General features: G+C 70.2%; 23 protein-coding genes. 13 read left to right on the top strand and 10 right to left on the bottom strand.

The annotated features are described in order from the left end of the window. The first annotated feature begins 61 nt into the window (after positions 1 to 61). Positions 62 to 868: a M14 family metallocarboxypeptidase gene (locus OWM54_RS30575; protein ID WP_141325789.1), complete on the top strand. Its 807-nt coding sequence runs from the start codon at positions 62 to 64 to the stop codon at positions 866 to 868. Between the two features lie 73 nt (positions 869 to 941). Beyond that, positions 942 to 1,832 carry an aldo/keto reductase gene (locus tag OWM54_RS30570; RefSeq protein ID WP_267699783.1) on the top strand — a complete coding sequence of 297 codons (891 nt, stop codon included), beginning with the start codon at positions 942 to 944 and terminating at the stop codon, positions 1,830 to 1,832. A gap of 22 nt (positions 1,833 to 1,854) precedes the next feature. On the opposite strand, the gene OWM54_RS30565 is transcribed toward OWM54_RS30570, so the two are convergent. Next, on the bottom strand, positions 1,855 to 3,672 hold the full coding sequence (locus OWM54_RS30565) for a glycoside hydrolase family 88 protein (RefSeq protein ID WP_267699782.1): 1,818 nt from the start codon (positions 3,670 to 3,672) through the stop codon (positions 1,855 to 1,857). A 157-nt stretch (positions 3,673 to 3,829) separates the two neighbouring features. On the opposite strand from OWM54_RS30565, the gene OWM54_RS30560 reads away from it, so the two are divergent. Then, on the top strand, positions 3,830 to 4,501 hold the full coding sequence (locus OWM54_RS30560) for a TIGR02269 family lipoprotein (RefSeq protein ID WP_267699781.1): 672 nt from the start codon (positions 3,830 to 3,832) through the stop codon (positions 4,499 to 4,501). A 6-nt stretch (positions 4,502 to 4,507) separates the two neighbouring features. Beyond that, positions 4,508 to 5,230: a double-CXXCG motif protein gene (locus OWM54_RS30555; RefSeq protein ID WP_267699780.1), complete on the top strand. Its 723-nt coding sequence runs from the start codon at positions 4,508 to 4,510 to the stop codon at positions 5,228 to 5,230. Between the two features lie 9 nt (positions 5,231 to 5,239). Here the strand turns inward: OWM54_RS30555 and OWM54_RS30550 are convergent, their stop codons facing one another. The 4 genes from OWM54_RS30550 to OWM54_RS30535 all read right to left on the bottom strand — a co-directional run bounded on the left by OWM54_RS30550 (position 5,240) and on the right by OWM54_RS30535 (position 9,671). Then, positions 5,240 to 6,451, bottom strand: a complete 1,212-nt coding sequence (locus OWM54_RS30550; protein WP_267699779.1) for a substrate-binding domain-containing protein — start codon at positions 6,449 to 6,451, stop codon at positions 5,240 to 5,242. Positions 6,452 to 6,485: 34 nt separating this feature from the next. Continuing rightward, positions 6,486 to 7,343 (bottom strand): WGR domain-containing protein, encoded by an 858-nt coding sequence (locus tag OWM54_RS30545; protein WP_223748063.1) that lies wholly within the window; start codon positions 7,341 to 7,343, stop codon positions 6,486 to 6,488. A 60-nt stretch (positions 7,344 to 7,403) separates the two neighbouring features. After that, positions 7,404 to 8,399, bottom strand: coding sequence for an NAD-dependent epimerase/dehydratase family protein (locus tag OWM54_RS30540; RefSeq protein ID WP_267699778.1), 996 nt, complete (start codon positions 8,397 to 8,399; stop codon positions 7,404 to 7,406). A gap of 90 nt (positions 8,400 to 8,489) precedes the next feature. Further along, the gene (locus OWM54_RS30535) at positions 8,490 to 9,671 is read right to left on the bottom strand and encodes a GNAT family N-acetyltransferase (RefSeq protein WP_267699777.1); all 1,182 of its coding nucleotides are present in this window, start codon (positions 9,669 to 9,671) and stop codon (positions 8,490 to 8,492) included. 396 nt (positions 9,672 to 10,067) lie between these two features. On the opposite strand from OWM54_RS30535, the gene OWM54_RS30530 reads away from it, so the two are divergent. Both OWM54_RS30530 and OWM54_RS30525 read left to right on the top strand, forming a co-directional pair. Beyond that, positions 10,068 to 10,724 carry a DUF6310 domain-containing protein gene (locus tag OWM54_RS30530; RefSeq protein WP_324289154.1) on the top strand — a complete coding sequence of 219 codons (657 nt, stop codon included), beginning with the start codon at positions 10,068 to 10,070 and terminating at the stop codon, positions 10,722 to 10,724. Continuing rightward, on the top strand, positions 10,721 to 11,476 hold the full coding sequence (locus tag OWM54_RS30525; RefSeq protein WP_267699775.1) for a DUF5953 family protein: 756 nt from the start codon (positions 10,721 to 10,723) through the stop codon (positions 11,474 to 11,476). Before OWM54_RS30530 ends, OWM54_RS30525 begins: the two co-directional genes overlap by 4 nt. A 7-nt stretch (positions 11,477 to 11,483) precedes the next feature. On the opposite strand, the gene OWM54_RS30520 is transcribed toward OWM54_RS30525, so the two are convergent. The 4 genes from OWM54_RS30520 to OWM54_RS30505 all read right to left on the bottom strand — a co-directional run bounded on the left by OWM54_RS30520 (position 11,484) and on the right by OWM54_RS30505 (position 15,997). Continuing rightward, the gene (locus tag OWM54_RS30520) at positions 11,484 to 12,011 is read right to left on the bottom strand and encodes an FHA domain-containing protein (RefSeq protein WP_267699774.1); all 528 of its coding nucleotides are present in this window, start codon (positions 12,009 to 12,011) and stop codon (positions 11,484 to 11,486) included. 48 nt (positions 12,012 to 12,059) lie between these two features. After that, a complete protein-coding gene (locus OWM54_RS30515) occupies positions 12,060 to 13,196 on the bottom strand; it encodes a hypothetical protein (protein ID WP_267699773.1) in 1,137 nt (378 codons plus the stop codon). Between the two features lie 103 nt (positions 13,197 to 13,299). Next, positions 13,300 to 14,853, bottom strand: coding sequence for a GspE/PulE family protein (locus tag OWM54_RS30510; RefSeq protein WP_267699772.1), 1,554 nt, complete (start codon positions 14,851 to 14,853; stop codon positions 13,300 to 13,302). A 52-nt stretch (positions 14,854 to 14,905) separates the two neighbouring features. After that, positions 14,906 to 15,997 (bottom strand): hypothetical protein, encoded by a 1,092-nt coding sequence (locus OWM54_RS30505; protein WP_267699771.1) that lies wholly within the window; start codon positions 15,995 to 15,997, stop codon positions 14,906 to 14,908. Between the two features lie 122 nt (positions 15,998 to 16,119). Here OWM54_RS30505 and OWM54_RS30500 point away from each other — a divergent pair, with 122 nt between their 5' ends. The 7 genes from OWM54_RS30500 to OWM54_RS30470 all read left to right on the top strand — a co-directional run bounded on the left by OWM54_RS30500 (position 16,120) and on the right by OWM54_RS30470 (position 25,887). Then, on the top strand, positions 16,120 to 16,320 hold the full coding sequence (locus tag OWM54_RS30500) for a hypothetical protein (protein ID WP_046715727.1): 201 nt from the start codon (positions 16,120 to 16,122) through the stop codon (positions 16,318 to 16,320). Continuing rightward, entirely contained in the window at positions 16,310 to 19,291 is a 2,982-nt protein-coding gene (locus OWM54_RS30495) for an ATP-binding protein (protein WP_267699770.1), read from the top strand. Before OWM54_RS30500 ends, OWM54_RS30495 begins: the two co-directional genes overlap by 11 nt. Further along, positions 19,288 to 20,646 carry a sigma-54-dependent transcriptional regulator gene (locus OWM54_RS30490; protein WP_223748054.1) on the top strand — a complete coding sequence of 453 codons (1,359 nt, stop codon included), beginning with the start codon at positions 19,288 to 19,290 and terminating at the stop codon, positions 20,644 to 20,646. Before OWM54_RS30495 ends, OWM54_RS30490 begins: the two co-directional genes overlap by 4 nt. A gap of 187 nt (positions 20,647 to 20,833) precedes the next feature. Further along, a complete protein-coding gene (locus OWM54_RS30485; protein ID WP_267699769.1) occupies positions 20,834 to 21,943 on the top strand; it encodes a porin in 1,110 nt (369 codons plus the stop codon). Positions 21,944 to 21,967: 24 nt separating this feature from the next. Beyond that, a complete protein-coding gene (gene acs / locus OWM54_RS30480) occupies positions 21,968 to 23,932 on the top strand; it encodes an acetate--CoA ligase (RefSeq protein WP_267699768.1) in 1,965 nt (654 codons plus the stop codon). A 28-nt stretch (positions 23,933 to 23,960) separates the two neighbouring features. After that, the gene (locus tag OWM54_RS30475; protein ID WP_046715732.1) at positions 23,961 to 24,239 is read left to right on the top strand and encodes a DUF485 domain-containing protein; all 279 of its coding nucleotides are present in this window, start codon (positions 23,961 to 23,963) and stop codon (positions 24,237 to 24,239) included. A 13-nt stretch (positions 24,240 to 24,252) separates the two neighbouring features. Next, complete coding sequence (locus OWM54_RS30470) at positions 24,253 to 25,887, top strand: sodium:solute symporter family transporter (protein WP_267699767.1); 1,635 nt, start codon at positions 24,253 to 24,255, stop codon at positions 25,885 to 25,887. 24 nt (positions 25,888 to 25,911) lie between these two features. On the opposite strand, the gene OWM54_RS30465 is transcribed toward OWM54_RS30470, so the two are convergent. Next, entirely contained in the window at positions 25,912 to 26,250 is a 339-nt protein-coding gene (locus tag OWM54_RS30465; RefSeq protein ID WP_223781706.1) for an RNA polymerase sigma factor, read from the bottom strand. Between the last annotated feature and the right edge of the window lie 399 nt (positions 26,251 to 26,649).

Here is a 26,649-nt window from a genome sequence, read left to right as displayed (position 1 = left end):
TTCGTCTGCCCGCGGGTAGGAATGGGTAGGCGACGAGGCGCGCCGCGCATAGGTTGGGAGCGTGAGATACCGGTACACCGACTACGCGCAACGCATCCGCTCCTTCGAGAACCTCGGTGAAGTGGCCGAATACGGACACGTCATCGAGGGCGGGCAGACCTACCCGCTCTTCCGCATCACCGTGCCCGGTGAGCGTTGGCTGGTCATCACCTCCGGCTTCCATGGTGAGGAGCCCGCGGGTCCGCTCACGCTGGCCGAGCGCCTGCCGGAGGTGGTGGCCTACGCGAAGGAGCGCGGCGTGGGGCTGCGCGTGTATCCGTGCATCAACCCCTCCGGCTTCGAGGACGGCACCCGCTACAACCGCAGCGGGGAGAAGCCGAACAACGACTTCATGCGCTACGAGGTGGCGCCGGGCGAGTGGCGAGGAGAGCTGAACCCCGGCCAGGCGCACCTGCGCTGGGCGCTCTACGACGGCGGGCCCAAGGAGACGCGGGCGGTGCGCGCGGACCTGGCGCGCTGGCCCGCGCCGAACGCCGCGCTGGACATCCACCAGGACAACTACCTGGGCGGCGCCGCGACATATGCGTACGTCTTCGGGGACAAGGCCGCGTACCTGCCGCTCGTCGACGCCGCGTCGAAGCACGCCACGGTGATTCGCAACCAGAAGGTGGACGAGAACAACTTCACCGATGACGCGGGCCTCATCTGGTACCACGACGGCAGCGTGACGGACTGGTACATGCGCCAGGGCGTGCCGTACACGGCGGCGCTGGAGACCACCACGCCCACGAGCCTGGACGCGTGCCACCAGGTGAACCTGGCCTGGATCCGGGGCTTCATCGACCTGGCCGCGCGCAAGGAGCGCTGACCGACGCGACGTGCGGCGTGACATGCTGACCCGCCGGTCCGTTCCCTGCGGGTCGCGCGAGGAGGCTGTCACCGTGCAACGTCTGGAGCGCCGTCCGCTGGGGATGACGGGCCTGAAGGTGTCCGCGCTGGGGCTGGGCGCGGGGCCCTTGGGGAGCGCGGAGCTGGAGGACCGGGCGGTGGAGGCACTGCTGCTCGGCGCGCTGGACGCGGGGGTGAACCTCATCGACACGGCGCCGAGCTACGGCGCGTCCGAGGAGCGCATCGGCCGGTTCCTCGGTGCGCGCCGGGGCGACGTCGTCCTGTCCACCAAGTGTGGCTACGGCGTGCCGGGGGTGGAGGACTGGACGCCCGAGTGCATCACGCGAGGCGTGGACCAGGCGCTGCGGCGGCTGCGGACGGATTACGTCGACGTGATGCACCTTCACTCGTGTCCCGAGGAGGTGCTGCGGCGCACGGAGCTGGTGGATGCCCTGCGGCGCGCGGTGGCGCAGGGCAAGGTGCGCGTGGCGGCGTACTCGGGGGACAACGCCGCGCTCCAGGTGGCGCTGGCCAACGGGGCCTTCGGCTGCGTGCAGACCTCCGTGAATGTGTTCGACCAGCGGGCGCTGGAGGTGGCGGTGCCGCGCGCGGCGGGGATGGGCGTGGGCGTCATCGCCAAGCGGCCCCTGGGCAACGCGGCGTGGCGCCACGAAACGCGGCCCCAGGCGCACGACGTGGGGCAGTACTGGGACCGGATGCGGGCGATGCAGGCGGACCTGGGCGGGCTCGAGTGGGATGAGCTGGCGCTGCGCTTCGCGGCCCATGCACCCGGGGTGAGCGCGTGCATCGTCGGCACCACCCAGGCGTCACGGCTGCGGCGCAACCTGGACATCCTGTCCAGGGGGCCGCTTGCCGAGTCACAGGTCGCCGGACTGCGCGAGGTGTTCCGCCGCCATGACGTGGGATGGGATGGGGTGATTTGAGGGGCCTTGCCCCTGTCACCGGTCAGCGTCGCCGTCTCGTCGAGAGGCTCCGCTGAAGCAGGGCCATGACGCCGAGCACGGTCAGCACTCCGGATGACGTGGCCCGACCGGGGGTCGCCCCACAGCCGAAGGACTCCTCGGCATCGCTCAGGGCCTCGGTGGACTCGTCACTCACGGACGCCGTGACGCCAGCCCTCACCTGGTGATTCAGGACGCGGAAGTCACTGTCCGCGATGAGGGTCCGGACGGAGGCGCGGCCGAGGTCGTCGATGGGCGGCGCCCCCGTGCGGAAGACAAACCGGTTCGCAATCTGCACCTCACTGCCTCCAGGCGGCCGCACCCAGACGCTGTAGCGACGCGCGGGCAGGTCCGCGAGGATGCGCACGTGGTACGTGCGGCCATTGACATACGGCACCCGGCTGAGTGACGCATACGCGCCTGCATTGCGCACGTCGAAGTACCCCTCCAGGTTCATGCGCACCGTCATGTTCAGCGAGGCGTAGTCCGTCACCGAGGTGGAGCTGTCCGTGTAGCCGATGGTTCCATCCTGCCGGGAGGCGAGCGGCGTCACGTCGAACTCGATGGTGCGCACGCCGGTGTTGCCACTGCCCAGCCGGTGCTGGCTCTCGAAGAAGGAGAGCTTCGAGTACCAGGGGTACGGAGGGTTGGGATTGAAGCGCAGCACCGCCTCCAGGAAGTAGTAGTCGCCGTAGATGAGGCTGACGTCGACCTCCTGGTTCGCGGGCAGGTGCCCCACGCCATGCAGCAGCAGTCCCGGGCTGTTGGTGCCCTGCGCGAAGTACGCGGGAGACACCAGGGTGTCGAGCGTGCGCAGGGCGGCGTCGCGGTAGCGCGTCTTGCGCGCGGCATCCGTCTCCAGCTGACTCAGCTCCAGCAGCGCCGAGGCGACGATGGCCGCTGCGGAGGAGTCCTTCTGCGTGCCTGGCGCATCGAAGTCCCACTTGGGCACCATGTCCGTCGGCACGCGCGACAGGTACCAGTCCGTCACCTTCCGCGCGGCGGCAAGCATCCGAGAGTCCCCCGTGTATCGGTACACCATGGTGTACCCATGGATGAGCCACGCGTGGCCTCGGGCCCAGGTGGAGTTGGTGGAGTACCCCTGGAAGGTGCCCTTGGAGCGGATGGCGCCGGTGGCGGCGTTGTAGTCCACATAGTGGAACGAGCTGCCATCCGGGCGCACCGCGTCTCGCAGCGTGGTGAGCGCATGATTGACGGCCATGGTGCGCAGCTCCGCGCGCCCGCCGTTCGCCGAGGCCCACAGGAGCAGCTCCAGGTTCATCATCGTGTCCGTGACGAGCGGCACGTCCCACGCGGAGTTCCAGTCACAACAATCGATGATGCCGATGCGCGTGTTGTAGCGGGCCGCCAGGGACTCGGCGGAGGTCAGCAACACGTTGCGGTAGTAGGCGTCTCCGGTGAGCCGGTAGGCATTGCCGAAGCTGAGGAACATCTTGAAGCCCAGGTCATGCGTCTTCCGGTTCGTCTTCTGCACCTCCAGGGGCCGCGTCCATCGGTCGGCCTTGCTCTGCCACGAGGGCTCCAGCCCCACCTGGTAGAGCTGCCACAGGCCGCCTGGGAAGAAGCCCTGCGTCCACGCGACCTCGTCCGTGTTGGCCACCGTCGTCCATGTCCCATCCGCGCGTGAGGCCTTCGGAGAGCGCGTCTCGTTCGGCATGGCGGACGCGGACTTCCGAAGCTGCGTCCGCGCGAACCCCACCACCTTCAGCGCGTCCGCGTCATTGAACGCACGGGCTCCACTTCCGCCCAGGAGCAACACCAACCCCAACACCTTCCATGTCCAGGATGCCAACGCCCTCATGCCCCCTCCCCTCACTCGCGGCCAAGGTGGTCTCGAGTGCATCCAGAAGCCAGGGCGTCCAGCACGGGGCGCACTGCTCGACGATGGGACTGTGAAACGTCGTGCGCTGCCCTCCTTCTCGAGGGCATGACAGATGCCCCTCGTACCATGCCAACCCATGCGAACCCTGCACGCCCCTCTGGTTGCGTTGGTCCTCGCGTCCTTCTCAGGCTGCACCACCCTCGGCAAGCCACCCATGCAGCAGGCCTGGGACGCAGCCGAGGTGGAATGCCACACACCCGAGGAAGACCAATGCGTCTCCCTCCTGTGTCTGGGCGAAGCCTGCGGCTTCTACCCCTGCGAACGCGCTCCCGGAGACATCGAGCTGGCGCGCTTCCCTCCGGCGCGTCCACCTGCGGCGAGCGCGGCTCCAGGCAGAGGGCCCAGGCGGAACTGGGGCGGAGCCCAACAACTCCCACCAGGCGCGGTCATGGTCTTCCCGAACTGGAATGGCGCACCAGCGACGGTCATTCCGCCTTCACGCCAGCTCACTCCGGGGCGATGGGAGAAGCACCACATCTTCCCCCAGGCCCGAGACCTCGCCGACTGGTTCGAGCAACAAGGCGTCAAGATTCACAGCTACACGATGCCCATTCCCCTTCACGTGCACAGGCGAATCCATGACGGCACGGGGCGAGGCGGAGCCTGGAACGATGCGTGGCGTGACTTCATCCGACCCTCTCCCAGGGCAAGTCCCGAGGAGAGCTTCCGGCATGCGGGAGAGCTGATTCATCGCTTCGACCTCATCGGAGGTCCCATCCAGCCCTACTATTCCCGCCCAGGAGCCTAGGCACGCATGAGCCGTTACTTCTTGTTGGGCGAGGACAGGGCGGCCACCGCGAAGCACGGCGGGGAAGTCGATGCGACGCATCGGTGGCGACTTCCCGGAGTGAAGTGCCCTGCGTGCGGCGCCACCTGGAGCGACGTGGGGCATGACCATCCCTCCGTCGACCTCTCGGGCCTCGCCGAGCATCGCGCATTCGAGCGACCTCGACCGGAACCTCTCTCCGAGCTCAACCGACTGCGCGAGCTGGTGCGTCCCTTGTTACCTCCCCAAGCGGAGCTTCCACCCGGCACGCACTTCGGCCCGCTGGTGGGTCAGGCCTTCGGCGCCTTCGGTCCACTGGCCTGGGTCGGAGGAATCAGACTCCTCCTCCGGTCGGAGGTCCTGGAACAACTTCGCGCTGCCGGAGTCCGTGGACTCGTCGGCTGCCGCACCGAGCTCCGACACCGGCAGAAGAACCCACCCGAGCTGCTGGAGCTTCAGCTTCGACCGACAGGCCGGCTGCACCCGAGCAGCCTCCCCGCGGACACGCCTCCGGCCTGCGCAACCTGCGGACGCCAGTCCTTCCGCTGGCCCGATGCGCCCATCCTGGAGGCAGCCACCCTCCCCACCGAGGCGGACCTGTTCCGGTTGGGCGACTTCGCCACGATGGTCATCTGCACGGAGCGGTTTCGCGATGCAGTGAGCCAACTCGCCCTGGAGGGCCTCACCTTCCGCGAGCTGCCGACGCGGTAGACGCTGTCCCTACCGGCCCGACGTCAGCACGCGCGACCAGAGCATCAACAAATCCCTGACCACGGGGCCCTCGGGCACCTCCGCCACGGGCGGCACGTCCACTTGAACTCCGTGGGACGCCAGCCGCGTGAACGGATTGTCCGGGTCCTCGGTCTTCAACGGCACCGCCGGGTCCGCCGGCCGGAAGCCGAACTGGAGCGCCCGCTCCTGCACGGGCCGGCTGTGCAGATAGCGCAGCCACTCCAGCGCCGCTTCCTTCTGCGCGGGCGTCACCCAGTCGCCCTGAAGCACCGCCGCCGGGTGGTCGCTCCACAACGTGAGCGCGGGATACGACACCTTCAGCTCACCCCACCGCCCCTGCGCCTGCGACACCTGCGCAATCGCCAGGTTCTCGTACACCACCGCGATGTCGTAGCGCGAAGGCCCGAAGCGGACCATGTCCGCCATGAAGGTCCCCGTCGAGGCCTCGAAGCGCGTCACCCCCCGCTCCAACGCCTTCATCCAATCCTGGTACCCCGGGTCCAGCAGGTCCTCCACCGTGAGCCCACCCCGCTTGCCGTAGTACTCCAGCGTCGCGAGCAGCAACGCCTGCAGCCCCGAGTTCGAGCGCGTCGGGTCCGTGTGGCCCAGCTTCACCAACCCCCACTCCCCCTTGCCCCCAATCGCCGGCCAGCCCCGAGGGCTCGTCACCGCCTTCTGGAGGACCTTCCACGACACCGCGCCGCCACCACTCGCCTTGCGCAGCACCTCCGCCCGGTCCGCCCACACCACGAACACCAACGGCGTTATCACCAGCGGACGCGGCGCCTGCTCACCGGCCTCCGCGAACAACGGCCGACGCGTGGCGTCCGTCGCCCAGTCCGACGCGAGCATCCGCAACACCGCGCTGTCCGCAGGGCTCCACACCGTGGGCTGCTCGCGGCCCTCCAGGATGGCCTGCGCGGCCTCCAGCGAGCCTCGCCCCACCAACGTCAGACGGATGGACGGGTTCGCGCGCTCGAAGTCCCGCGCCGCCGCCTCCACCCAGTCCTTCTTCTCCGTGCTGTAGAGGAAGGTGACGTCCACCACCTTGCCCGGCCTCGAGGGCCGGGACACCGAGGTAGGCAGCGATGTCCCCGCCTCCGGGACCTCCGTCGACCGGGGCCCCCGCTCCGAGGTCAGGTACAGAACCCCACCCAGCGCGGCGATGAAGCCGACGACGATGAGAACCCTGGGTGTCATGTGCCGCCGCGTCCCCCATCCAGCATGTCGCGCCTCAGGCCTCCAGCCGGGAGAGTCGTCCCGCCAGCGGCGTCTCGCTTCCCGCACTCACGCCCTTGACCCACTCGGACAGCGAGCCGCCGGACTCGGACAGCTTCTTCTCCACGTGCGGCCGCAACTGATTCCAGCGCTTCGCCCAGCCCTCCTCGGAGGCGCTGCCCTTGAACCCGGGGCGCTCCGCCAACAGCAGCCCCAGCCGCAGCGCCAGCTCCGGCTCGCCCAGCGAGTCCGCGCGACGCACCATGCCCAGCTCGCCCGACTCCGGCGCGGACTTCCACAGCGCCACCGCGCGGCTGAAGGCGGCCACGTCCAGCTCGCTCAACAACCCCAGCGCGTGGCGCAGCGGCAAGCGCCCCTCCTTCGGAGTCGCCACCACGCGCTTCATCAGCGCCTCGAAGACGGGGGCCAGCTGCGCGTGCGCGGCCGGGTCCACGCCGCCCAGGGCCCTGAGCGCCCTGCGCGCGCGACGGGCGCGAGAGGTGACCTCCCAGCTGCGCCAGCCCAGGCGGGCCCGGAGCCCCGCGAGCGCCTCGGCGGCGGCGTCCAGCGTCGCCTGCGTCGGCGTGGCCACGGGCACGCGGCGCGGCAGCGGCGTCTGCTTCGGCGCGGCGGGAGGCGCGGCCACGGCGACGGCGGGAGCGCCCCCTTCCGTCACCTCCTGGTAGCCCTCGCGCACCTTCTCTGCGACCTTCTTGTCGTACTCCTTCTGCGCGCTCGCGGCGTCGGCGAAGGCCTTCTCCTTGCGCTGCCCGGCGGTGCCGATGCGGCCGAAGGTGACGATGAAGACGTTGCCCTGAACCTCCGGCTGCCAGAACTTGGAGCTGGTTCCCTCGACGAACTCGAACCTACGCATGGCCCATCCTCCCGGTGCACTGGCCGCCCACAAGGCTACCGCACACGCACCCGGCGCGCCTCAGGCGGCCTGTGACGATTTCTCCTGGAACGCCGCCTCCATCTCCTTCAGTCCCATGGCGCGCGGCATCCGCCCCTCGTAGCCCAGTTCCTGGCGGGCCTTCTCGTCGCTCACCGTCACCTCGCGGCCGATGAGCAGCACCTCGGTGCGGCTGAGCGGCGGCCGGCCCGGAAGCCCGAAGGTCCCCCACACGAGGTCCGCCACCGTGGCCACCACCGCCGCCAGGCCATACGGAATCGTGCTCGTGCCCGGGTCCACGCCCTGCGTCTTGAGCATCGCGGTGACGAAGTCCCGGAACACCACGGGCTCCCCGTCCGTGAGGAAGTACGCCTCGCCGCCCCGCCCCTTCTCCGCGGCCAGCAGCATGCCCTCCACGCAGTTGACCACGTGGCAGGTGGAGCTCAGGTAGCGCCCGTCTCCCACCCACTTGAAGCGTTTGGTGCGCACCGCGTCCACCATCTGCGGCAGCACCGACGTGTCGCCGAGCCCCCACACCAACCGGGGCCGCACCGCCACGGTGGTGAAGTCCGCCGAGTTCACGCTCAGCACCCGGCGCTCGGACTCGTTCTTGGTGGACGGGTAGTCGCCGATGGGGCGCTCGGGGAGCGGCCAGGACTCGTTGGCCTTCACCAGGGGCGTGCCGTCCGCGAGCACCGCCTCCGTGCTGACGTGCACGAAGCGCCGCACCCCTGCTGCGCGCGCGGCCTCGAGGACACGCTCCGTGCCGCGCACGTTGGCCTCGTAGTACTCCGCGCGAGGGGCCCACGACTTCACCAGCGCGGCCGAGTGGAAGACGGTGTCGCAGCCCTGCATGCCGCGCGCGAGGACGTCCACGTCGGACAGGTCGCCCTCGAAGGGCTCGCCTCCGGCGGCCGCCACGGTGGACATGGCGACGGGCGAGCGCGCCAGGGCACGCGCCGGCTCGCCGCGCGACTTGAGCGCCGCCAGGAGATACCTGCCCACGAAACCGGAACCGCCGGTGACGAACGCCCGCATGGACCGCTCCTCCACGAATGAGGTCCCGGGCTCCTACCACCTCCTGCCCTCGGGGCGGTAGCCACCCGGGCCCCTGGCGGGCCTGCCGTGTCAGAACATGTCGCGCAGGGACGGCTGGGGGCCGCCGAACAGGGCCATCGCCGAGCGCACCGAGGCGTCATCCGCCTCCACGAGCCCCACCGAGCGCAGCGCGGCCGCGGACTGGAAGCCCGTGTACAGCGTCGCGAGCTGGCGGATGTCCAGCTTCAGCCGGCCCTCGCCTCCGCGCGTCACGCGGCCCACGCCGTCCTGGACGTCGAGCACGAAGCGACCGCGGTTCTCCTCGAACAGCTCGTCGGCCACCTCGAGGTGCAGCGAGCCGGACAGCCCCGGCGTCCAGCCTCGCGACTCGAGCGCGCGCCGCACGTCGAGCACGCGCGCCATCCAGTGCATGTAGACCTTCACGGTGTACGACTGCTCGCGCAGGAGCAGCAGGAACGGGTCGTCTGGGCCGCCGTACCAGACGACCTCCGTGCCCAGGGAGTGGTGGTCACCGAGGAAGCGCAGGAGCCGGCGCGCCGCCGCCGGGGTGCTGGCGACCAGGTCGGTCAGGGCCAGTTCCTGGCGCAAATCCTTGAGGGGCCTGCGCGCGAGATAGACGTAGCCCTCGATGCCGGAGGCGCCCTCGACGAGATAGCCGTGGACCTGCTCGGAGCGCGGGTTGCGCACGCGGGTCCACGAGAACTCGCTGCGGTCCAACCAGCCCGGGCGGAGGCTCGCCTCGCTGTTGTAGCAGGCGGAGATGGCGGCCTCATCGCGCGGCTCGATGGCGCGGAGTGACAGCGTGCGCTCGCCCATCTCGAGCGCGGCCATCTGCACGCGGATCTCATAGCGGGCTCCAGCCTGTTCGTAGCCGGCGCGCCGGTAGAGCGGCTGGGTCGCGGGGTACAGGATGGACAGCGCGGCGCCGGAGGCACGGGCCTCCTGGACCAGCCGGGTCATCAGGCGACTGGCGGTGCCCTGTCCGCGGTGGACAGGGGAGACGCCCACGCCGCCCACGCCGACGACGGGCACGCTGCGTCCGCCGAACCACTGTCCCTTGCGGATGGAGACCAGGGTGCCGGCGACCTTGCCACCTTCGCGCAGCAGTCGGAGGTCGTTGGAGTCCAGGCGCTGTCGCCACGCGGCGCAGTCTGCGGGCGTCATGGCATAGGCATGCATCAAGATGTCCGACACGGCGGAGATTTCCTGCTCGTCTCTCGGCGGTCCAAAGTCGTCCGACGTCGCTTCCACGTCTGATGTCCTCCTGCCGGGCACATCCGCGAGCCCACGCGGCATCCTACCGGCGGTCCACCTCCTGCTCACGAAACTGGCGCGAGGCGGCTGACGCTGGCGGTAGCATGGAGCACACCTTGCCCCCGAAAGGACGTCGCCTTGCGATTCGGCGCCTGCGCCGTGGTTGTGCTGCTCCTGTCGGCCTGCGCGACGTCGGCACCTGAGCCTCGGGAGCGCACGTCCCGGAGCCCACGGCTCGCCAATCTCCAGCGAGCGGCCTCGCTGCCGTGGATGGACCAGGGCCGGTGCGCCGTTCGCGAAGCCTCCCAGCCGTGGCCCCTGCTCGCGGAGCGGTGCTATCGGGCCCTTGACCATGACCGGCTCGAGTTCCGTGACACCACGGGGAGATGCTCGGTGGCCTCCACTGGCGCCGCCGCCGTGGCGCTCGGGCTCTGTGTCCTGGCGGCTCCCGAAATCATCGTGGGCACCATCATCGTCCTGGGTGTCGTGGTGGTCGCCGCGGCCTTTCACGATGCACTGGAGGCGCATGAGCTACGACACCGCTATGCCGAGGAAGCGGGAGATACCTCCGGAACGACGCAGACGCTCGGAGCAGCAGAAGGCAACCGGAAGCCCGGGCGGGACCCTTCCGAACAGGGCGCACAACCGCCTGTGCCACCTCTGCCCGTGGGCCGCTCGCGCCATCCCCACTGCGAGCCTGTTCCCGTGCCACGTGCCTCCAAGGATGTGGCCCACAATGCCTGTGCCGACAGCTTCCCACCCAATCGGTACCCCGGCATGGACGTGAGCGTGAACGGGATTCGCTTCGATGCACTGCAAGTCGGCGCGCGCGTGCTGTGGGAAATCAAGACCCACCGCTTCGACACGTACAATGGCTTCATCCAGGAGCAGGAACTCGCGAAGGAACTCGTGCAACTGCAAAAGGAACTCGATACCGCGAATGCCTGCGGATACGGATTCATCGTTGGCGTGAGCACCCCGGAGCACCGGCGGGCCCTGCTCAGCAAGGACCCCGCCCTCGAAATCGTCGTCACGGGGTTCCCACGATGACCCAGAACAAGCAACTCGTCCTCATCACGCATGGAACGACCTTCGAGCGAACCGACGGCCGTGCACTCGCCGTGGTCCGCGGGATGGAGCGCGCGTTGTCTGGGCTCCGGCTGGAGCAGACCGTCACCAAGACGCGCCAGATGTCCCTGTTGCCGCGTCGCGACGAATGGCTCTCGGAAGCGACGAAAGAGGAGCCGCTCCCCTTCTTGTGCAACGGAGACGAGCGTCACCCGGTCATGATTTCGGGTCGCCAGAAATCAGCACGCCTTGGTCCTGGTGGTCAGGCAATCTTCGAGGTGCATGCCAATCTGCCACTGGATGTCGCGGGACCCCAGGCAGCGACGGACGTGCTCGAAGCCGTGGCGGAAGGTGCCCAGGCCTACTGGGGACATGCGTCACCGGATGACTACGGCCTGGAAATCTCCGAACAGTTCCGTCGCTCACCCGATGGGCCTGAGCGCTCGCGCCGTGGGCTCCCCATGCTCCACCTGCCCTGGCACCTCCGCGCCCCCGAGCTCCCGCATTACCTCGGATGGGTGAACTACTGGTCCGCGGCAACCGCGAGCATGCTTGGGTTCCCAGACCCTCGCTACGATGCCGAGCTGCTCACACGCGCACGGCGCACGGCCTCGGGTGGGTGGGTGGTGCGCTTGACGGACACACCCCTCGATTACGACAACCCCGCCCACCTGGAGACGCTCCTGCGAACCTACGAGCGCTTCCCGGAGATAGGCGGACGCGTGTCACGCTGACTCCGTCTCACGTCCCGACGCGCTTCATCTTCGCGTAGAAGGACGGCGCCAGCAGGTACGCGAACGTCGCGTCGCCGAACCCCAGCAGGTCTCCGTCCCGCAGGTGCATCTCCCCCCCGGACTCCACCTCCTTGGCGTTCACGAACGTGCCGTTGCTCGACTTGAGGTCCACCAGCGTGCACCCCGCGGACGGCCCCCACCAGCACAGCTTCGCGTGACGCTTGGACACCGAGGGCTCGTTGACCACCAGGTCGCAGTCCGGCTGCCGCCCCACCGTGAGCACGTCCTGTCCGCCCACCGGCGGCAGCGTCGCCACCGTGAGCGCGTCGAAGTGCAGCCACAGCGCCACCTGCTGTCGCTCCAGGCTGGGGATGTCCCGCGCCATCGTCGTGCGCGCCGCGCCAATCTTCAGCGCCAGCTGCGCCATCACCGGACTGGGCGGCTTCTGCACCAACACGAACGGCCCCACCTGCTTGCAGAAGAAGGCCTCGGTCAGCCGCGAGCTCAACGCACGCAACTCCTGAACCGTCATCATCGCGACTCCCCCAGCGCTCTCACGCGCGCGATTCTGCGGGCACCCCCGTCACGCGTCGAGTCTTCTCGTCACCGAATCCTCCCACCCCGCCCCCAACGCCTTGAGCCCCAGCGGCACATCCAGCCGATGCGCGAGCCAGTGCCCCAGGTGCTCCACCGGCCTCCGGTCCACCGTGTCCCGCATCAACTCGAACGAGACCTCGGCCGACCGCAGCCACAGCGAGAACACGATGTCCCCTCCGTCCTCCGAGTCCTGACGGCGCCGCGTCACCTCGAGCCGCTCCACCGGATAGCGCACCACGTGAATGCGTCCCAGCCCTCGCGACCTGCGGACCAGCGCCCCCGGACGCACCTCCCAGGCATTGACGCCTCGCAGCGTCCACAACGCGAACCGCAGCATCCACGCCGCCAGCCCTCCCAGCACCCCCATCAGCAACAAGGCCACGACGCTCGTCCCGTCGAAGAGCTGCCGCCAGGCCAGGAGCAGCATCGACAGCAGCAACACCATCCCCAACACCCCCTGCACCCAGGCCCAGCGGACCCGGGTCGTCCGAGCGGGCAGGACCCAGACACCTCCCTCCACGGCCACCACCTCCCGCCCCATCGGCGCGACGTGCTTCAGCTCCGAGACGGGCCCACCCACCCCCGACACCTCCCGCATCCGCGCCCACAGCGCTTGATGCTGCTCCGCCGTTCCCCCCTGGGACAAAGCCACCTCTTCGCCCGTGTGCCGCAGCCCCATCACCGCCTGGCCTTCACGTCGGAGATACACATCCACGAGCCCGGAGAAGTCGATCCGCGTGGACCGCCCCCACGGACCGACCATCGAGCGGCGCGTCACCCCTCGCGGGTCCACCGTCACCTCCTCCCGCACGAACATCGCCCACAGCAGCCCCACCTGCGCCACGAGGCCCACCGGAACCCAGACGCACAACCACAGCGCCAGGAACAGCACCGCCAGCACCGCGCCCCAACTCGACGTGAAGCCTTGCGGCGCATCGACCGCCAGGGGGACGGACCTCAGCAGCGCGAGCACCAGCTTCCCGAGCGCCGCGCCGGGCACCACCACCCCCGCCAACCACCCCACCGTCCAGAACACCCAGCCGAGCCCCATCATCACCCGTGAGTGCGCGGAGGGCCCGAACCTCGCCCGCCAGACCTCGCCTTCCTGGGTGAGCCACGTCACGCGATGCCTCCTGATGAGCCTCCGTGTGCCCCGGTCGCAAAGGCCCGCGCCCACGATGAAAAGTCTGTCACCCCCTTGTCACGTCCGCGACGACGAAGCGCGTTCATGCCTCCTCGTCGGACTCCTGGCCGTAGCGCTCGTCCCGAGTGGTGAGGATGTGGCGATAGGGCACCACGCGCACCAGCTCCGCCACCGTGGTGATGCCCGCGTCCACCTTGTCCAGCGCGTCCTCCACCAGCGTGCGCAGCCCATGGGACCGCGCGTGCCGACGCAGGTGCACCGTGGGCTCGCCCCGGGCTATGAGGTCCTGCAGGTCCGGGTCCACCACCAGGAGCTCGAAGATGCCCAGACGCCCCTTGTAGCCCGTGTGGTTGCACGCGGCGCAGCCCTGCCCCACCTGCGTGCGCACGCCGTCCAGCAACCGGCCCAGCAGCTTCGACTGCTCGTCCGTGGGCCGCGTGTCCACCGTGCACTGCGCGCAGATGCGCCGCACCAGTCGCTGCGTCAGCACCGCCAGGAGCGAGTCCGCCACGTCCACGTCGTCGAGCCCCAGGCCACGCAGGCGCGCCACCGCGCCCACCGCGTCCGCCGTGTGCAGCGTGCCCAGCACCACGTGCCCCGTGGCCGCGGCCGTCAGCGCCATGCTGCCCGTCTCCAGATCACGCACCTCGCCCACCAGCATCACGTTGGGGTCCTGGCGCAAGAGCGCGCGCAGCAACGTCGCGTACGGCATCTGCGGCGTCACCTGCTTCTGGTTCACCTTGGGGACGTAGTACTCGATGGGGTCCTCGGCAGTGACGATCTTCTTCAGCCCGTCGTTCAGCTGCGCCAGCGCCGAGTACAACGTCGTCGTCTTCCCGCTGCCCGTGGGCCCGGTGACGAGCACCAGTCCCTCCGGATTCGCCAGCAGTTGCAGGAAGACGGCCTGCATCGCAGGAGACATGCCCAGCTGCGCCACCGGCACCAGCCCCACGCTCGCGTCGAGGATGCGGATGACCACATCCTCCCCCGCGGGGCTCGGCACCACGCTGACGCGGAAGTCCACCACCTTGCGCCCCTCGGGCCGCTCAACGAGCGCGCGCAGCCGCCCATCCTGGGGGCGCCGGCGCTCCGTGATGTCCAGTCCCGCCAGCACCTTCACCCGGCTGACGACGCCCGGCAGCGAGCGCGGGTCGATGTCCGTGTACGACTGGTGGAGGATGCCGTCGATGCGATAGCGCAGGTCCACGTCGTCGAAGTAGCTCTCCACGTGGATGTCGGAGGCCTTCAACTCCACGGCGCTCACCAGCACGTGCTCCACCAGCTCCACCGTGGTGGGCGGATTCGACATGCGCGTGCCGGGCGTCAGCACCACGTCCGCGGTGACACGCGGCCCCGCGCCGAAGCCCACCTCCAGCGCGGACTCGATTTCATACGGGTTGAGCCGCACCACGCGCAGCGGCCGGCGCAGGAACTCGGTGATGAGCTCCAGGACGGAGGGCTGGTCGGGGTTCGTCATGCCCACCGTCACCGGCGCGCCGTCGGCCTGAGGGTCCACCTTGTCCAGCACCGCGACCTGGTTGCGACGACAGAAGGACTCGGGGAGCCGGCGGAGCGAGGCACGGTCCAGGGTGAACTGCGCGAGCTCGGCGAACTGAGAGGGGGTGTCCTCGGCCATGTCCCGTCCGGCTTAGCAGCCTCGTCCCGGGGAGCGCCATCCTCTGGCGTCCCTACTCCTCGAGCTCGCGCTTGAACCGCACGCCCAGGCGCGGCGCCAGCCAATCGCCCAGGTGCTCCATGCGCGAGCGCTGCGAGCCGGCCTGGGACAGCTCCATCTGGCCCGAGCCCGTGCGAATCCACAGCGAGAACACCTCCCACGTGCTCCCGTCGTATTCGCTCTCGGTCCGTCGCAGCTCGAGCCACTTCACTTGATGACGCACGCGCTCGGGAGTCCCCAGGCCATGCCAGACACGCTCCAGTGAACCCGGGCGCAGCTCCCACTCCCATCGCGCCTGGAGCGCGGGCAGCGCGTTCAGCCCCGCCCAGATTGCCGCGGCCACGAGCACCACCGCGAGCAGCGTGTCCTCCACCGTGAGCCCATCGATGGACTGACGCCAGCCCACCATCGCCGCCGAGGACATCAGCAGGAGCGCCACCCCGCCGCGGACCCAGGCCTTCTGTGCCACATCCCCCCGGTCGTCGCGCAGCACCACGACGCCATCCGGGAGCGTCAGGGTCTCCTTCCCCCGGGGCACGCTCTTCTCGGGCTCCAGCGGCGTGGGCCCCAGCTCCGAGAGCGTGCACAGCATCTTCCACAGCGCATCGTGCTCCGACGACAGCCCCAGTGAAGCCAGCCGGACCACGCGTCCCGAGTGCAGTTGCAGCTCGACGCCGCCGATGGGCTTCGGCACGGCCGCCACCTCCGTGAACGGAAGGTAGCACCGCTCGCTGCCAGGGCCGTTCCACCGCCTCCACGTCACCCCTCGGGTGTCCATCGAGACCTGGTCCTCGCCCCAGAGCGAGCGCAGGAAGAAGCGCCCCACGCGGACGCCCACCACCAGCCACACCGTGAGGAAGGCGATGAGCGCCAGGCCTCCGAGCACCAGCCCCACCGCCTGGACGTTGCGCATGTCCGAACGGAGGCCCATCGGCGCGGGGTCGAACGACACCCGAAGCACCTCGACGAGGAGGTCCAGCCCGAGCTTCAGGCCCCCCAGCCCCACCGCGCACCAGACCAGCAGCATGGCGCCATGGAGTGCGCGACGCTGAGGGTCCGCCTTCAGTCGCGTCTGCCAGACCGGTACCGCCCTCGCTTCGGCCATCCTGTGCTTCCCCCTCGATGCGCGACGAGCACGCGCTGCCTCCTCAGGCACTCGGGCCTCGTGAGGAAAGCGTGTCACCGCATTGTCACCCACCCGCCGTCGCGCTGCTATCCTCGGCCGCCATGAAGCGCCCCACGGAGCCGGACGCGCCCGCGATGCCGTCGCTGCTCGTCTTCGCCATCGCGGTGCTGCTCTTCGGCTCGCCGCTCCGGCGTCTGTGGTTGGCGGAGGACGCGCCCGGCTACCTGCCCTTCGTCGTCTGGCTGGGCGTCATCGCCCTGGGCGGTTGGGCCGCGTACCGGGGCGGTGGCCATGACGCTTGAGCTGGGCTCGCTCGTCGCCGCGTCCGTCGTCTACCTGCTCGTGCTGTTCCTCGTCGCCTATGCGGCGGAGCGAGGCCTCATCTCCTCGCGCATCACCCAGCACCCGCTGGTGTACGCGCTCGCGCTGGGCGTCTACGCGACGTCCTGGTCCTACTTCGGCAGCGTGGGCTACGCGGCCCGGCACGGCTACCGCTACCTGGGTATCTACCTGGGCGTCACCCTGGCGTGCCTGCTCGTGCCCGTGCTGTGGCGTCCGCTCTTGCGCCTGACGCGTGAGCTGCAGCTCACCTCGCTCGCGGACCTGCTCGCCTTCCGCTACCCGGGGCAGACGACGGGCACCGCGGTGACGCTGTTCATGCTGGCCGGCAGCCTCCCCTACCTCGCGCTCCAGGTGCGCGCGGTGGTGGAGTCCGCGAAGGTGCTCAGCCCGTCGGCCTCGCCCACGCTCGTCGGCATGGGCTTCTGCGCGGTGCTCGTCGTCTTCTCCGTCCTCTTCGGCGCGCGCCACCTCACCCCGCGCGAGCGGCACGAGGGCCTGATGCTGGCCATCGCCTTCGAGTCCGCGGTGAAGGTGGTGGCGCTCGTCGCCGTGGGCACCTGGGCGGTGTCTCAGGTGTTCGGCGGCGTGGACGGATTGTGGACGTGGCTGGAGGCGCACCCGGAGGCGGTGGAGCAGCTGCGGCGCCCCGCGCGCGAGGCCTCGTGGGCGCCGCTGCTGGTGCTCTCGTGCGCGGCGGCGTTCCTCACCCCGCGCAGCTACCACGTCGCCTTCACCGAGGCGCCGGAGAAGGACGCGCTGTCCACCGCGACGTGGGCCTTCCCGCTGGTGCTGCTGGTGATGAACCTCGCGGTCCCCGTGGTGCTGTGGAGCGGCGAGGCGCTGGGGCTGCCCTGGCCCGCGGACTTCCACCTGCTCGCGGTGCCCGCCTCGCGCGGCGCGACGGGACTGGCGCTGGTGGCCTTCCTGGGGGGCGTGTCCGCCTCCAGCGCCATGGTCATCGTCACCACGCTGGCCCTGGCGCCCATGTGCCTGACGCACCTGGTGCTGCCCCTGGGCTACGCGCGCGGACAGCCGCACCTGTACGGCTGGCTGCTCTGGGCGCGGCGGCTGCTCATCGCGCTCATCATCCTGGCGGGCTACGGCTTCTACCGCCTGCTCGACACGCGGGGGATGGGGCTGGTGGACCTGGGCCTCGTGTCCTTCGTCGCGGTGGCGCAGTTCGCGCCCGGCGTGCTGGGGCTGCTCTTCTGGAAGCGGGCCACTCGCGCGGGGCTGCTCGCGGGCCTGGGCGCGGGCGCGGCGCTGTGGATGGTGACGCTGGTGGTGCCGCTGTGGGCCTCGCCGGGCGTGGTGGCGTGGACCCACCGCGTCTCGGCGCTGCTCGGCTTTCCGAGCGACGAGCCGTGGGGCTTCTCCACCTTCGCGTCGCTGACGCTCAACACACTCGCCTTCGTGGGCGTGTCCCTGGTCACCCGACAATCGCAGGCGGAGACCGAGGCCGCGCGGGCGTGCACGCGGGAAGGCCCCGGGCTCGTGTCCGGAGGCGTGGAGGCCGGCTCGCCGCGGGAGTTCCGCGAGCGACTGGCACCCCTGCTCGGCGAGGAGGCCGCGTCGGCGGAGGTGGACCGCGCGCTGGAGTCGCTCGACATGTCCCCGGACGAGCGGCGCCCCTCCGAGCTGCGCCGCCTGCGCGACGGCGTGGAGCGGAACCTCTCGGGCCTGTTGGGTCCGGTGCTCGCGAGGCTCACGGTGGCGGAGGCGCTGCGGCTGGAGCCCGGCACCCGCGCGGCGCTGGCCGAGCAGCTGCGCTTCGTGGAGGAGCGCCTGCGCGACGCGCGCGGCATGCAGGGCCCGGTGCGCGCGGTGGAGGCGGTGCGGCGCTACCTCAATCGCATCCTCGAGGACCTGCCCCTGGGGGTGTGCACCGTGGGGCCCGACGGTGAGGTGGTCATCTGGAACGCCGCGCTGGAGCGGCTGTCCGGGGTGCGCGAGCACGCCTCGCGAGGCCACCCGCTGGCGGACCTCCCCGCGCCCTGGGGCTCGCTGTTGTCCGCCTTCTCGGCCGGCGCGGAGGCCGACACCGAGACGCGCGTCGTCGTGGCCGGCGCCGAGCGCACGCTGCGGCTGCACCGCTCCCGACTGACACCCGACGAGGAGGGCGGCGGCACGTCCGAGGGCATGGCGCTGCTCGTGGAGGACCTGACGGAGAAGAAGGCCGTGGACGCGAAGCTCGCGCACCAGGACCGGCTCGCCTCACTGGGCCGCGTGGCGGCGGGCGTGGCGCACGAGATTGGCAATCCCCTCACGGCCATCGCCAGCCTCACGCAGAACCTCAAGTACGAGCTGGACGACGCGGAGGCGGTGAAGGAGCGCACCGGGCTCATCCTCCAGCAGTGCCGACGCATCGACGCCATCGTCCGCGCGCTGGTGGGCTTCAGCCACGCCGGCACCGTGGGCGGCGAGGCTCGCCCCTTCGCGCGCGTGGAGGTGGGGCCGCTCCTGGCGGAGGCGCTCCAGCTCGCGCGGATGGCGCGCTCGGCGACGCGCTCCCGCGGGGTGAGCTTCGAGCACCGCGGCGCCGAGGGGCTGGTGGTGCTGGGCGACGCGCAGCGGCTGGAGCAGGTGCTCGTCAACCTGCTCACCAACGCGGTGGATGCCTCGCCCGAGGGTGGGCGCGTGGAGCTGGAGGCGCAGGCCCAGGAGGGCCGCGTGCACCTGCGCGTGCTGGACCGGGGACACGGCATCTCCTCGGAGCTCACCCAGCGCGTCTTCGAGCCCTTCTTCACGACGAAGCAGCCGGGCGAGGGCACGGGCCTCGGGCTCGCGTTGGTGGCGGGCATCGTGCGCGAGCACGGCGGCACCATCCAGGTGGACAACCGGCCCGGGGGAGGGACTAGCGTGACGGTGAGCCTGCCCGACGCGCGAAGCCACCCGCCCCCCGCGCGTCCCGTCCCGGGAGCCACCCTGTGAGCCGCATCCTGGTCATCGAGGACGAGCCCATCATCCGCACGGAGCTGCGCCGGCTGCTCGTGCGCGCCGGGCACGACGTGTCCGAGGCGGGCGCGGTGCAGGAGGCCGCGAGCGACTACGCGCTCGACTCCTTCGACCTGGTGCTGTCGGACCTGCGGCTGCCGGGCGCGCCGGGCACGGACGTCATCGCGCTGTGTCCCGGGGTGCCGGTGCTCATCATGACCAGCTACGCCACGGTGAAGTCCGCGGTGGACGCGATGAAGCTGGGCGCGGTGGACTACATCGCCAAGCCGTTCGACCACGACGAGCTGCTCCTCCAGGTGGAGCGCGTGCTGCGCGAGGGCAAGCTCACGCGGCAGAACGCGGCCCTCAAGCGCGAGGTGGAGCAGTCCTACTCGGTGAGCGGGATGGTGGGCGGCTCCGCGGCGATGCGCGACGTCTTCGAGCGCCTGCGCAAGGTGGCCCCCTCCCCCGCCACCGTGCTGGTGCTCGGGGAGTCCGGCACGGGCAAGGAGCTGGTGGCGCGCGCGCTCCACGCGCAGAGCCCTCGCGCGGACGGCCCCCTCATCTCCGTCAACTGCGCGGCCATCCCCGAGGGCCTCCTGGAGAGCGAGCTGTTCGGCCACGAGAAGGGAGCCTTCACCGGCGCGCTCACCGCGCACGCGGGCCTGGTGGAGGCCGCGCACGGCGGCACCCTCTTCCTGGACGAGGTGGGCGAACTGCCCGCGCCCGCGCAGGCGCGCCTGTTGCGCATGCTCCAGGACGGAGAGGTGCGGCGGGTGGGCTCCACGCGGCCTCGCAAGGTGGACGTGCGCATCGTCGCCGCCACGCATCGGGACTTGCCCCGCCGCGTGCAGGAGGGCGCCTTCCGCCAGGACCTCTACTTCCGGCTGCGCGTGGTGGAGATCCGCCTGCCGCCCCTGCGCGAGCGCGGCGAGGACCTGCCCGTGCTGGCGAAGTACCTCCTGGAGAAGGCGTGCCGCAGAATCGGCCGCCCGCCCGCGACGCTGTCCCCCGAGTCCCTCCAGGCCCTGATGACACACCCGTGGCCGGGCAACGTGCGCGAATTGGAGAACGCCCTGGAGCGCGCCGTCATCCTCTCCGAGGGCCCCGTCATCACCCCGGACCTGCTCGCGCTGGAGCTGCCCGGTGGCGAGCTGCTCGACGCCGCCGAGCCCGCCGAGCCGGAGCCCGAGGAGACGGGCGGCGGCTCCATGGAGGAGTACTTCCGCCGCTTCGTGCTCGAGAACCAGGAGCACATGGGCGAGACGGAGCTGGCCAGGCGCCTGGGCATCAGCCGCAAGGCCCTGTGGGAGAAGCGCCAGAAGCTCGGCCTCCCTCGCACCCGCGCATGACGCACCGCCGCACCGTCCTCGACGCGACAGGTCGCTTGCGCACGATTCGTTACGACGCATTGCGCGATTCGTTACCGAGGTAACGCACACGTCACCTTCCGTAACACCCTGACGCGCCGAGCCAACCTGCAACGTCCCGAATCTTGTCGGAGGCGGGGTTGGCCGGAGTGTTGCTCAAGGAGGGTGCATGCCCCACTCCCCCCTGCGCTCGTCGCCGCTCCTGGTCGCGCTCGCCGTGGTCCTCCTCCCGCTGGGCTCCGCAATCGCAGGCAAGATAACCATCAACGACGAAGCGAACCTCAACATCAACCTGCTGCTCCAATCGCAGGCACAGGTCATCAAGGACGGGGCGCCCAGCGGGGGCGTGGGCACGGACTTCTTCATCCGCCGGGTGCGGCTGCTCGTCTATGGCAACGTGACGAAGCGCCTGTCCTTCTTCATGGAGACGGACCAGCCCAACTTCGGCAAGGACAACAACTACAACGTCGACTTCTTCGTCCAGGACGCGTTCGTGTCCTACGAGTTCGCGGACAAGCTCTGGGTGGACGTGGGCATGCTCATCGCCCCGTTCTCGCGCCACAACCTCCAGGGCGCCATCGCGCTCAACTCGGTGGACTACCACTCGAGCGTCATCCGCTTCACCGCGGGGGTGGGGAAGATATGGCGGGACATGGGCGTGCAGCTGCGCGGCTTCGCGGGGCCGGTGGGCTTCCGCGCGGCCATCATGAACGGCGCCGAGGGCACCAAGCGCGAGGACGCGCCCACCGTCAACCCGGATGACCTGCCGCGCGGCGTGGCGATGGTGCGCTGGAACTTCCTCACCCGCGAGGAGGACCTCTTCTTCCAGGGCATCTACTTCACCGACAAGCCGCACCTGTCCGTGGGCGTGGGCGCGGACTACCAGCCCTCCGCCATCGCCACCGCGTCGGGCGTGCACGACTCGGTGGCCTTCTCCGCGGACACGTTCCTGGACTGGCCCATGGGCCATGACCAGGAGCTGGTGTTCCAGACGGGCGTGTTCCACTACCGCCAGGGCATGGACAACCCGCAGAGCGGCACGGGCGTCCAGGCGGAGCTGGGCTACCGCATCGCCAAGGTGGAGCCCCTGGTGTCCGTCGAGTACTTCAACTCGCGCGTCACGAACCAGGACTCGCTCATCTTCCGGCCCGGCTTCAACGTCTGGTTCCAGAAGCACACGTTCAACCTGAGGACCGAGGTCGCCATCGCGCGCGTGGGCGACCTGTCCAACGCGGACACCGGCGTCACCGGCACCGCGCAGCTCCAGTTCTTCTACTGACCCCCTGCCCGTCGAGGACCCCCGATGACTGCCCAGAAGGATTCGTTCGTCGCGCCCAAGGAGCACTTCTCCCGCCAGGCGCACGTGAAGAGAATCGACGAGTACCGCGCCCTCCACGAGAAGAGCCTGCGCGAGCCCGAGGCGTTCTGGGGCGAGCAGGCCCAAAGGCTCACCTGGTTCCACCCGCCGGAGGCCATCCGCGAGGTGGACGCGGAGCAGGTGGACTTCTCCTGGTTCAGCGGCGGCAAGCTCAACGTGGCCTACAACTGCGTGGACCGCCACGCGCGCGAGCGCCCCGGCAAGGCCGCCATCATCTGGGCGAAGAACGAGCCGGGCGAGTACGAGACCATCACCTTCCGCGACCTGCAGCACCACGTGGGACGCGTGGCCAACGTGCTCAAGGCCCACGGCGTGAAGAAGGGCGACCGCGTCTGCATCTACCTGCCGATGATTCCGGAGCTGGCGTACACCATGCTGGCGTGCGCGCGCATCGGCGCGGTGCACTCGGTGGTGTTCGCGGGCTTCTCGTCGGAGTCCTTGCGCGAGCGCATCCTGGACTCGGGCGCGAGGGTGCTGGTCACCGCGAACGAGGGGCCTCGCGGTCCCAAGAGCGTGCCCACCAAGGCCATCGCCGACGAGGCGGTGGAGGGGCTCACCCAGGTGTCCTCCGTGCTGGTGGTGCGCCGCACCTCGCGCGAGGTGCCCATGGTGGAGGGCCGTGATTCATGGCTGGACCAGGAGATGTCGCGCCACCGCGGCGTGTGTCCGGCCGAGTGGATGGACGCGGAGGACCCGCTCTTCATCCTCTACACCTCCGGCTCCACCGGGAAGCCCAAGGGGGTGCTGCACACCACGGGCGGCTACCTGGTGTACGCGGCGACGACGCACCACTACGTCTTCGACGTGCGCCCCGACGACGTGCACTTCTGCACCGCGGACCTGGGCTGGGTGACGGGCCACAGCTACCTCCTGTACGGCCCGCTCACCAACGGCACCACCACCGTGCTCTTCGAGTCCACGCCGTCCTATCCGGACTCCGGCCGGCTCTGGCAGGTGGTGGACGACGTGAAGGCCACCGTCCTCTACACCGCGCCCACCGCGCTGCGCGCGCTCATCAAGGAGGGCGACGGCTTCGTGAAGAGGTCCTCGCGCAGGTCGCTGCGGCTGCTCGGCAGCGTGGGCGAGCCCATCAACCCGGAGGTATGGCGCTGGTACCACGACGTGGTGGGCGAGGGCCGCTGCCCCATCATCGACACGTGGTGGCAGACGGAGACGGGCGGCATCCTCATCTCCCCGCTGCCGGGCGCGACGCCGTGCAAGCCGGGGAGCGCCACCCTGCCCTTCTTCGGCGTGGAGCCGGTGCTGCTGGACGACGAGGGCCGCGTCATCGAGGGCAACGGCGTCAGCGGCAACCTGTGCCTGGCGCGCTCGTGGCCGGGGCAGGCGCGCACGCTGTACGGCCACCACCAGCGCTTCGTGGAGACGTACTACTCGCGCTTCCCCAACCTGTACTTCACCGGCGACGGCTGCCGGCGCGACGAGGACGGCTACTACTGGATAACCGGCCGCGTGGACGACGTGCTCAACGTGTCCGGCCACCGGCTGGGGACGGCGGAGGTGGAGAGCGCGCTGGTGGCGCACGAGGCCGTGGCCGAGGCCGCCGTGGTGGGCTTCCCCCACGACATCAAGGGCACCGGCGTGTGCGCCTTCGTCACCGTGAAGCCCGACTGGCAGGAGACCTCCAGCGAGCAGATGGTGGGCGCGCTCAAGGAGCAGGTGCGTCACGTCATCGGCCCCATCGCCACGCCGGACCGCGTCGTGGTGGTCAACGGCCTGCCCAAGACGCGCTCGGGCAAGATCCTGCGGCGCATGCTGCGCAAGATTGCGTCGGGCGAGACGGAGAACCTGGGTGACTCCACCACCCTGGCGGACCCGACGGTGCTGGACGAATTGCTCACCAAGGCCACGCCCGTGCAGGCGCGGCGCTGATTCCCACCCCTACCCAGGAGCTCAAGCGATGTCCTCCCCATCCCAAGAAGAGGCGTTGGAAAGACTCGCGGCCGCGCGCTGGCGGGTGGCCGCCGTCCTCACCGTGGCCACGCTGGTGGCCTACTTCGGCTTCATCCTGCTGGTGGCCTTCAACAAGCCGTTGATGGGCCAGCAGCTCGTCCCCGGTCTGTCGGTGGGCATCCTCCTGGGCGCGCTCGTCATCGTGACGGCCTGGGCACTGACGGGCATCTACATGATCTGGGCGAACGGCAAGTACGACCGGGCCCTGCGCGAACTGCGTCGTTGAGAGGAGAATCCGCATGAATCCCCCTTCGGCAACGGGCACGCAGCTGGGCCAGCCCAACTCCACGGCCATCCTCTTCTTCCTGCTCTTCGTGGGCGTCACCCTGGCAATCACGTACTGGGCGGCGCGCAAGACGAAGACGACGTCCGAGTTCTTCGCGGCGGGCGGCGGGGTGAGCGCGCTGCAGAACGGCTTCGCGCTGGCGGGCGACTACATGAGCGCCGCCAGCTTCCTGGGCATCGCGGGCCTGGTCGCCATGTCGGGCTTCGACGGCCTCATCTACTCGGTGGGCTGGCTGGTGGGCTGGCCGGTGGTGACGTTCCTCATCGCCGAGCCCCTGCGCAACCTGGGCAAGTACACCTTCGCGGACGTCGTGGCGTACCGGCTCAAGCAGACGCCGGTGCGGCTGGCCGCGGCGCTGGGCACGCTCACGGTGGTGAGCTTCTACCTGATTGCGCAGATGGTGGGCGCCGGCAACCTCATCCACCTGCTCTTCGGGCTGTCCTACGAGGTCGCCGTCGTCATCGTCGGCGCGGTGATGATCCTCTACGTGCTCTTCGGCGGGATGATCGCCACCACGTGGGTGCAGATCGTGAAGGCGGTGCTGCTGCTGGCGGGCGCGTCCGCGCTGGCGCTGGCGGTGCTCTACAAGTTCGGCTTCAGCCCGCTGGCGCTCTTCAGCGAGGCCACCCGCCAGTACGGGGAGAAGACGCTGGCGCCGGGCACGCTGGTGAGCAACCCGCTGGAGACGATTTCGCTGGGCCTGGCGCTGATGTTCGGCACCGCGGGCCTGCCGCACATCCTGATGCGCTTCTACACGGTGCCGGACGCGAAGGCCGCGCGCAGCAGCGTGTTCTACGCCACGGGCCTCATCGGGTACTTCTACCTGGTGACGTTCATCCTCGGCTTCGGCGCGTCGGTGCTGGTGGGCCGGCAGGCGATCACGAGCGTGGACAAGGGCGGCAACATGGCGGCGCCCATGCTCGCCGAAGTCGTGGGGGGCACGGGCTTTTTGGGCTTCATCTCCGCGGTGGCCTTCGCCACCATCCTCGCGGTGGTCGCGGGCCTGACGCTGTCCGGCGCGGCGGCGCTGTCCCATGACTTGTGGTCCAGCGTGGTGCGCAAGGGCCAGGCCCCCGAGCACGAGCAGCTCAAGGTGGCGCGGCTGGCGAGCCTGTTGCTGGGCGTGCTCGCCATCGTCCTGGGCGTGGCCTTCAAGGGACAGAACGTGGCCTTCATGGTGGGGCTGGCGTTCGCGATTGCCGCGAGCGCCAACTTCCCCGCGCTGCTGTTGTCCATGGCGTGGAAGAAGTTCACCACCTACGGCGCGGTGGCGAGCATGTTGACGGGCTCGTTCAGCGCGGTGGTGCTCATCTTCCTGTCGCCCACCGTACAAGTGGACCTGCTCAAGAACACGAGCGCCCTGTTCCCGCTGAAGAATCCAGGCATCATCACCATGCCATTGGCTTTCATCGTGGGGGTGCTCGTGTCGCTGATGTTCCCGGAGCGCGAGTCCAGCGAGCGCTTCGCCGAGGTGAAGCACCGCATGCACATGGGCGCGGGCAGGCCCTCGGGGGCGGCGCCCGAGGCCGCGGCGGCCTCGGTGGAACACACAGGTCGGACACCGACTCCCACGCCCAGCAAGGCTTGATGCCATCGAGATAGCCCTCCTCCGTCACTGCTCCTGGGGAGGAGGGCGGGGGTGGGCGCCGGGCCTCCAAGGGGCCCGGGGCCCGCCCCTCTTGCTCAATCCCTGACAGCAGACACGCTGGAGCGCTGCTCCCGCTGGCGCGTGCGCGCGGTGCAGACGGCGCTTGTGCGCGGGCACGTCGATGCCCGACGGGCGCGCGGCCTCCTCCGCGGACAGGCCCTCCAAGCCCCGGAGGCGCAGCGCCTGCCGGTCCGACGCGGACAGTGTCCCGGGCGCATCCCAAAGCACCGCCCCCGACTCACGCGCGTGCGCCACGCCGTCGAGCGCGGGCCCGGAGGAGACCACCGGCCGCCCCTGATTCACGCGCGTGCGCCACGCCGTCGAGCACAGGCCCGGAGGAGACCACCGGCCGCCCCTGATTCACGCGTGCGCCACGTCGTCGAGCGCGGGCTCGGGGAGACCACCGGCCGCCCCCGATTCGCGCGTGCGCCACGTCGTCGAGCGCGGGTTCGGAGGAAACCACCGGCCGCCCCCGATTCACGCGCGTGCGCCACGCCGTCGAGCACAGGCCCGGAGGAGACCACCGGCCGCCCCCGATTCACGCGCGTGCGCCACGCCGTCGAGCACAGGCCCGGAGGAGACCACCGGCCGCCCCTGATTCGCGCGTGCGCCACGTCGTCGAGCGCGGGCTCGGGGAGACCACCGGCCGCCCCCGATTCGCGCGTGCGCCACGTCGTCGAGCGCGGGCTCGGGGAGACCACC

Source organism: Myxococcus sp. MISCRS1 (assembly GCF_026626605.1).
Taxonomy (GTDB): domain Bacteria; phylum Myxococcota; class Myxococcia; order Myxococcales; family Myxococcaceae; genus Myxococcus; species Myxococcus fulvus.
This window is presented reverse-complemented; position numbering and strand designations above follow the sequence as displayed.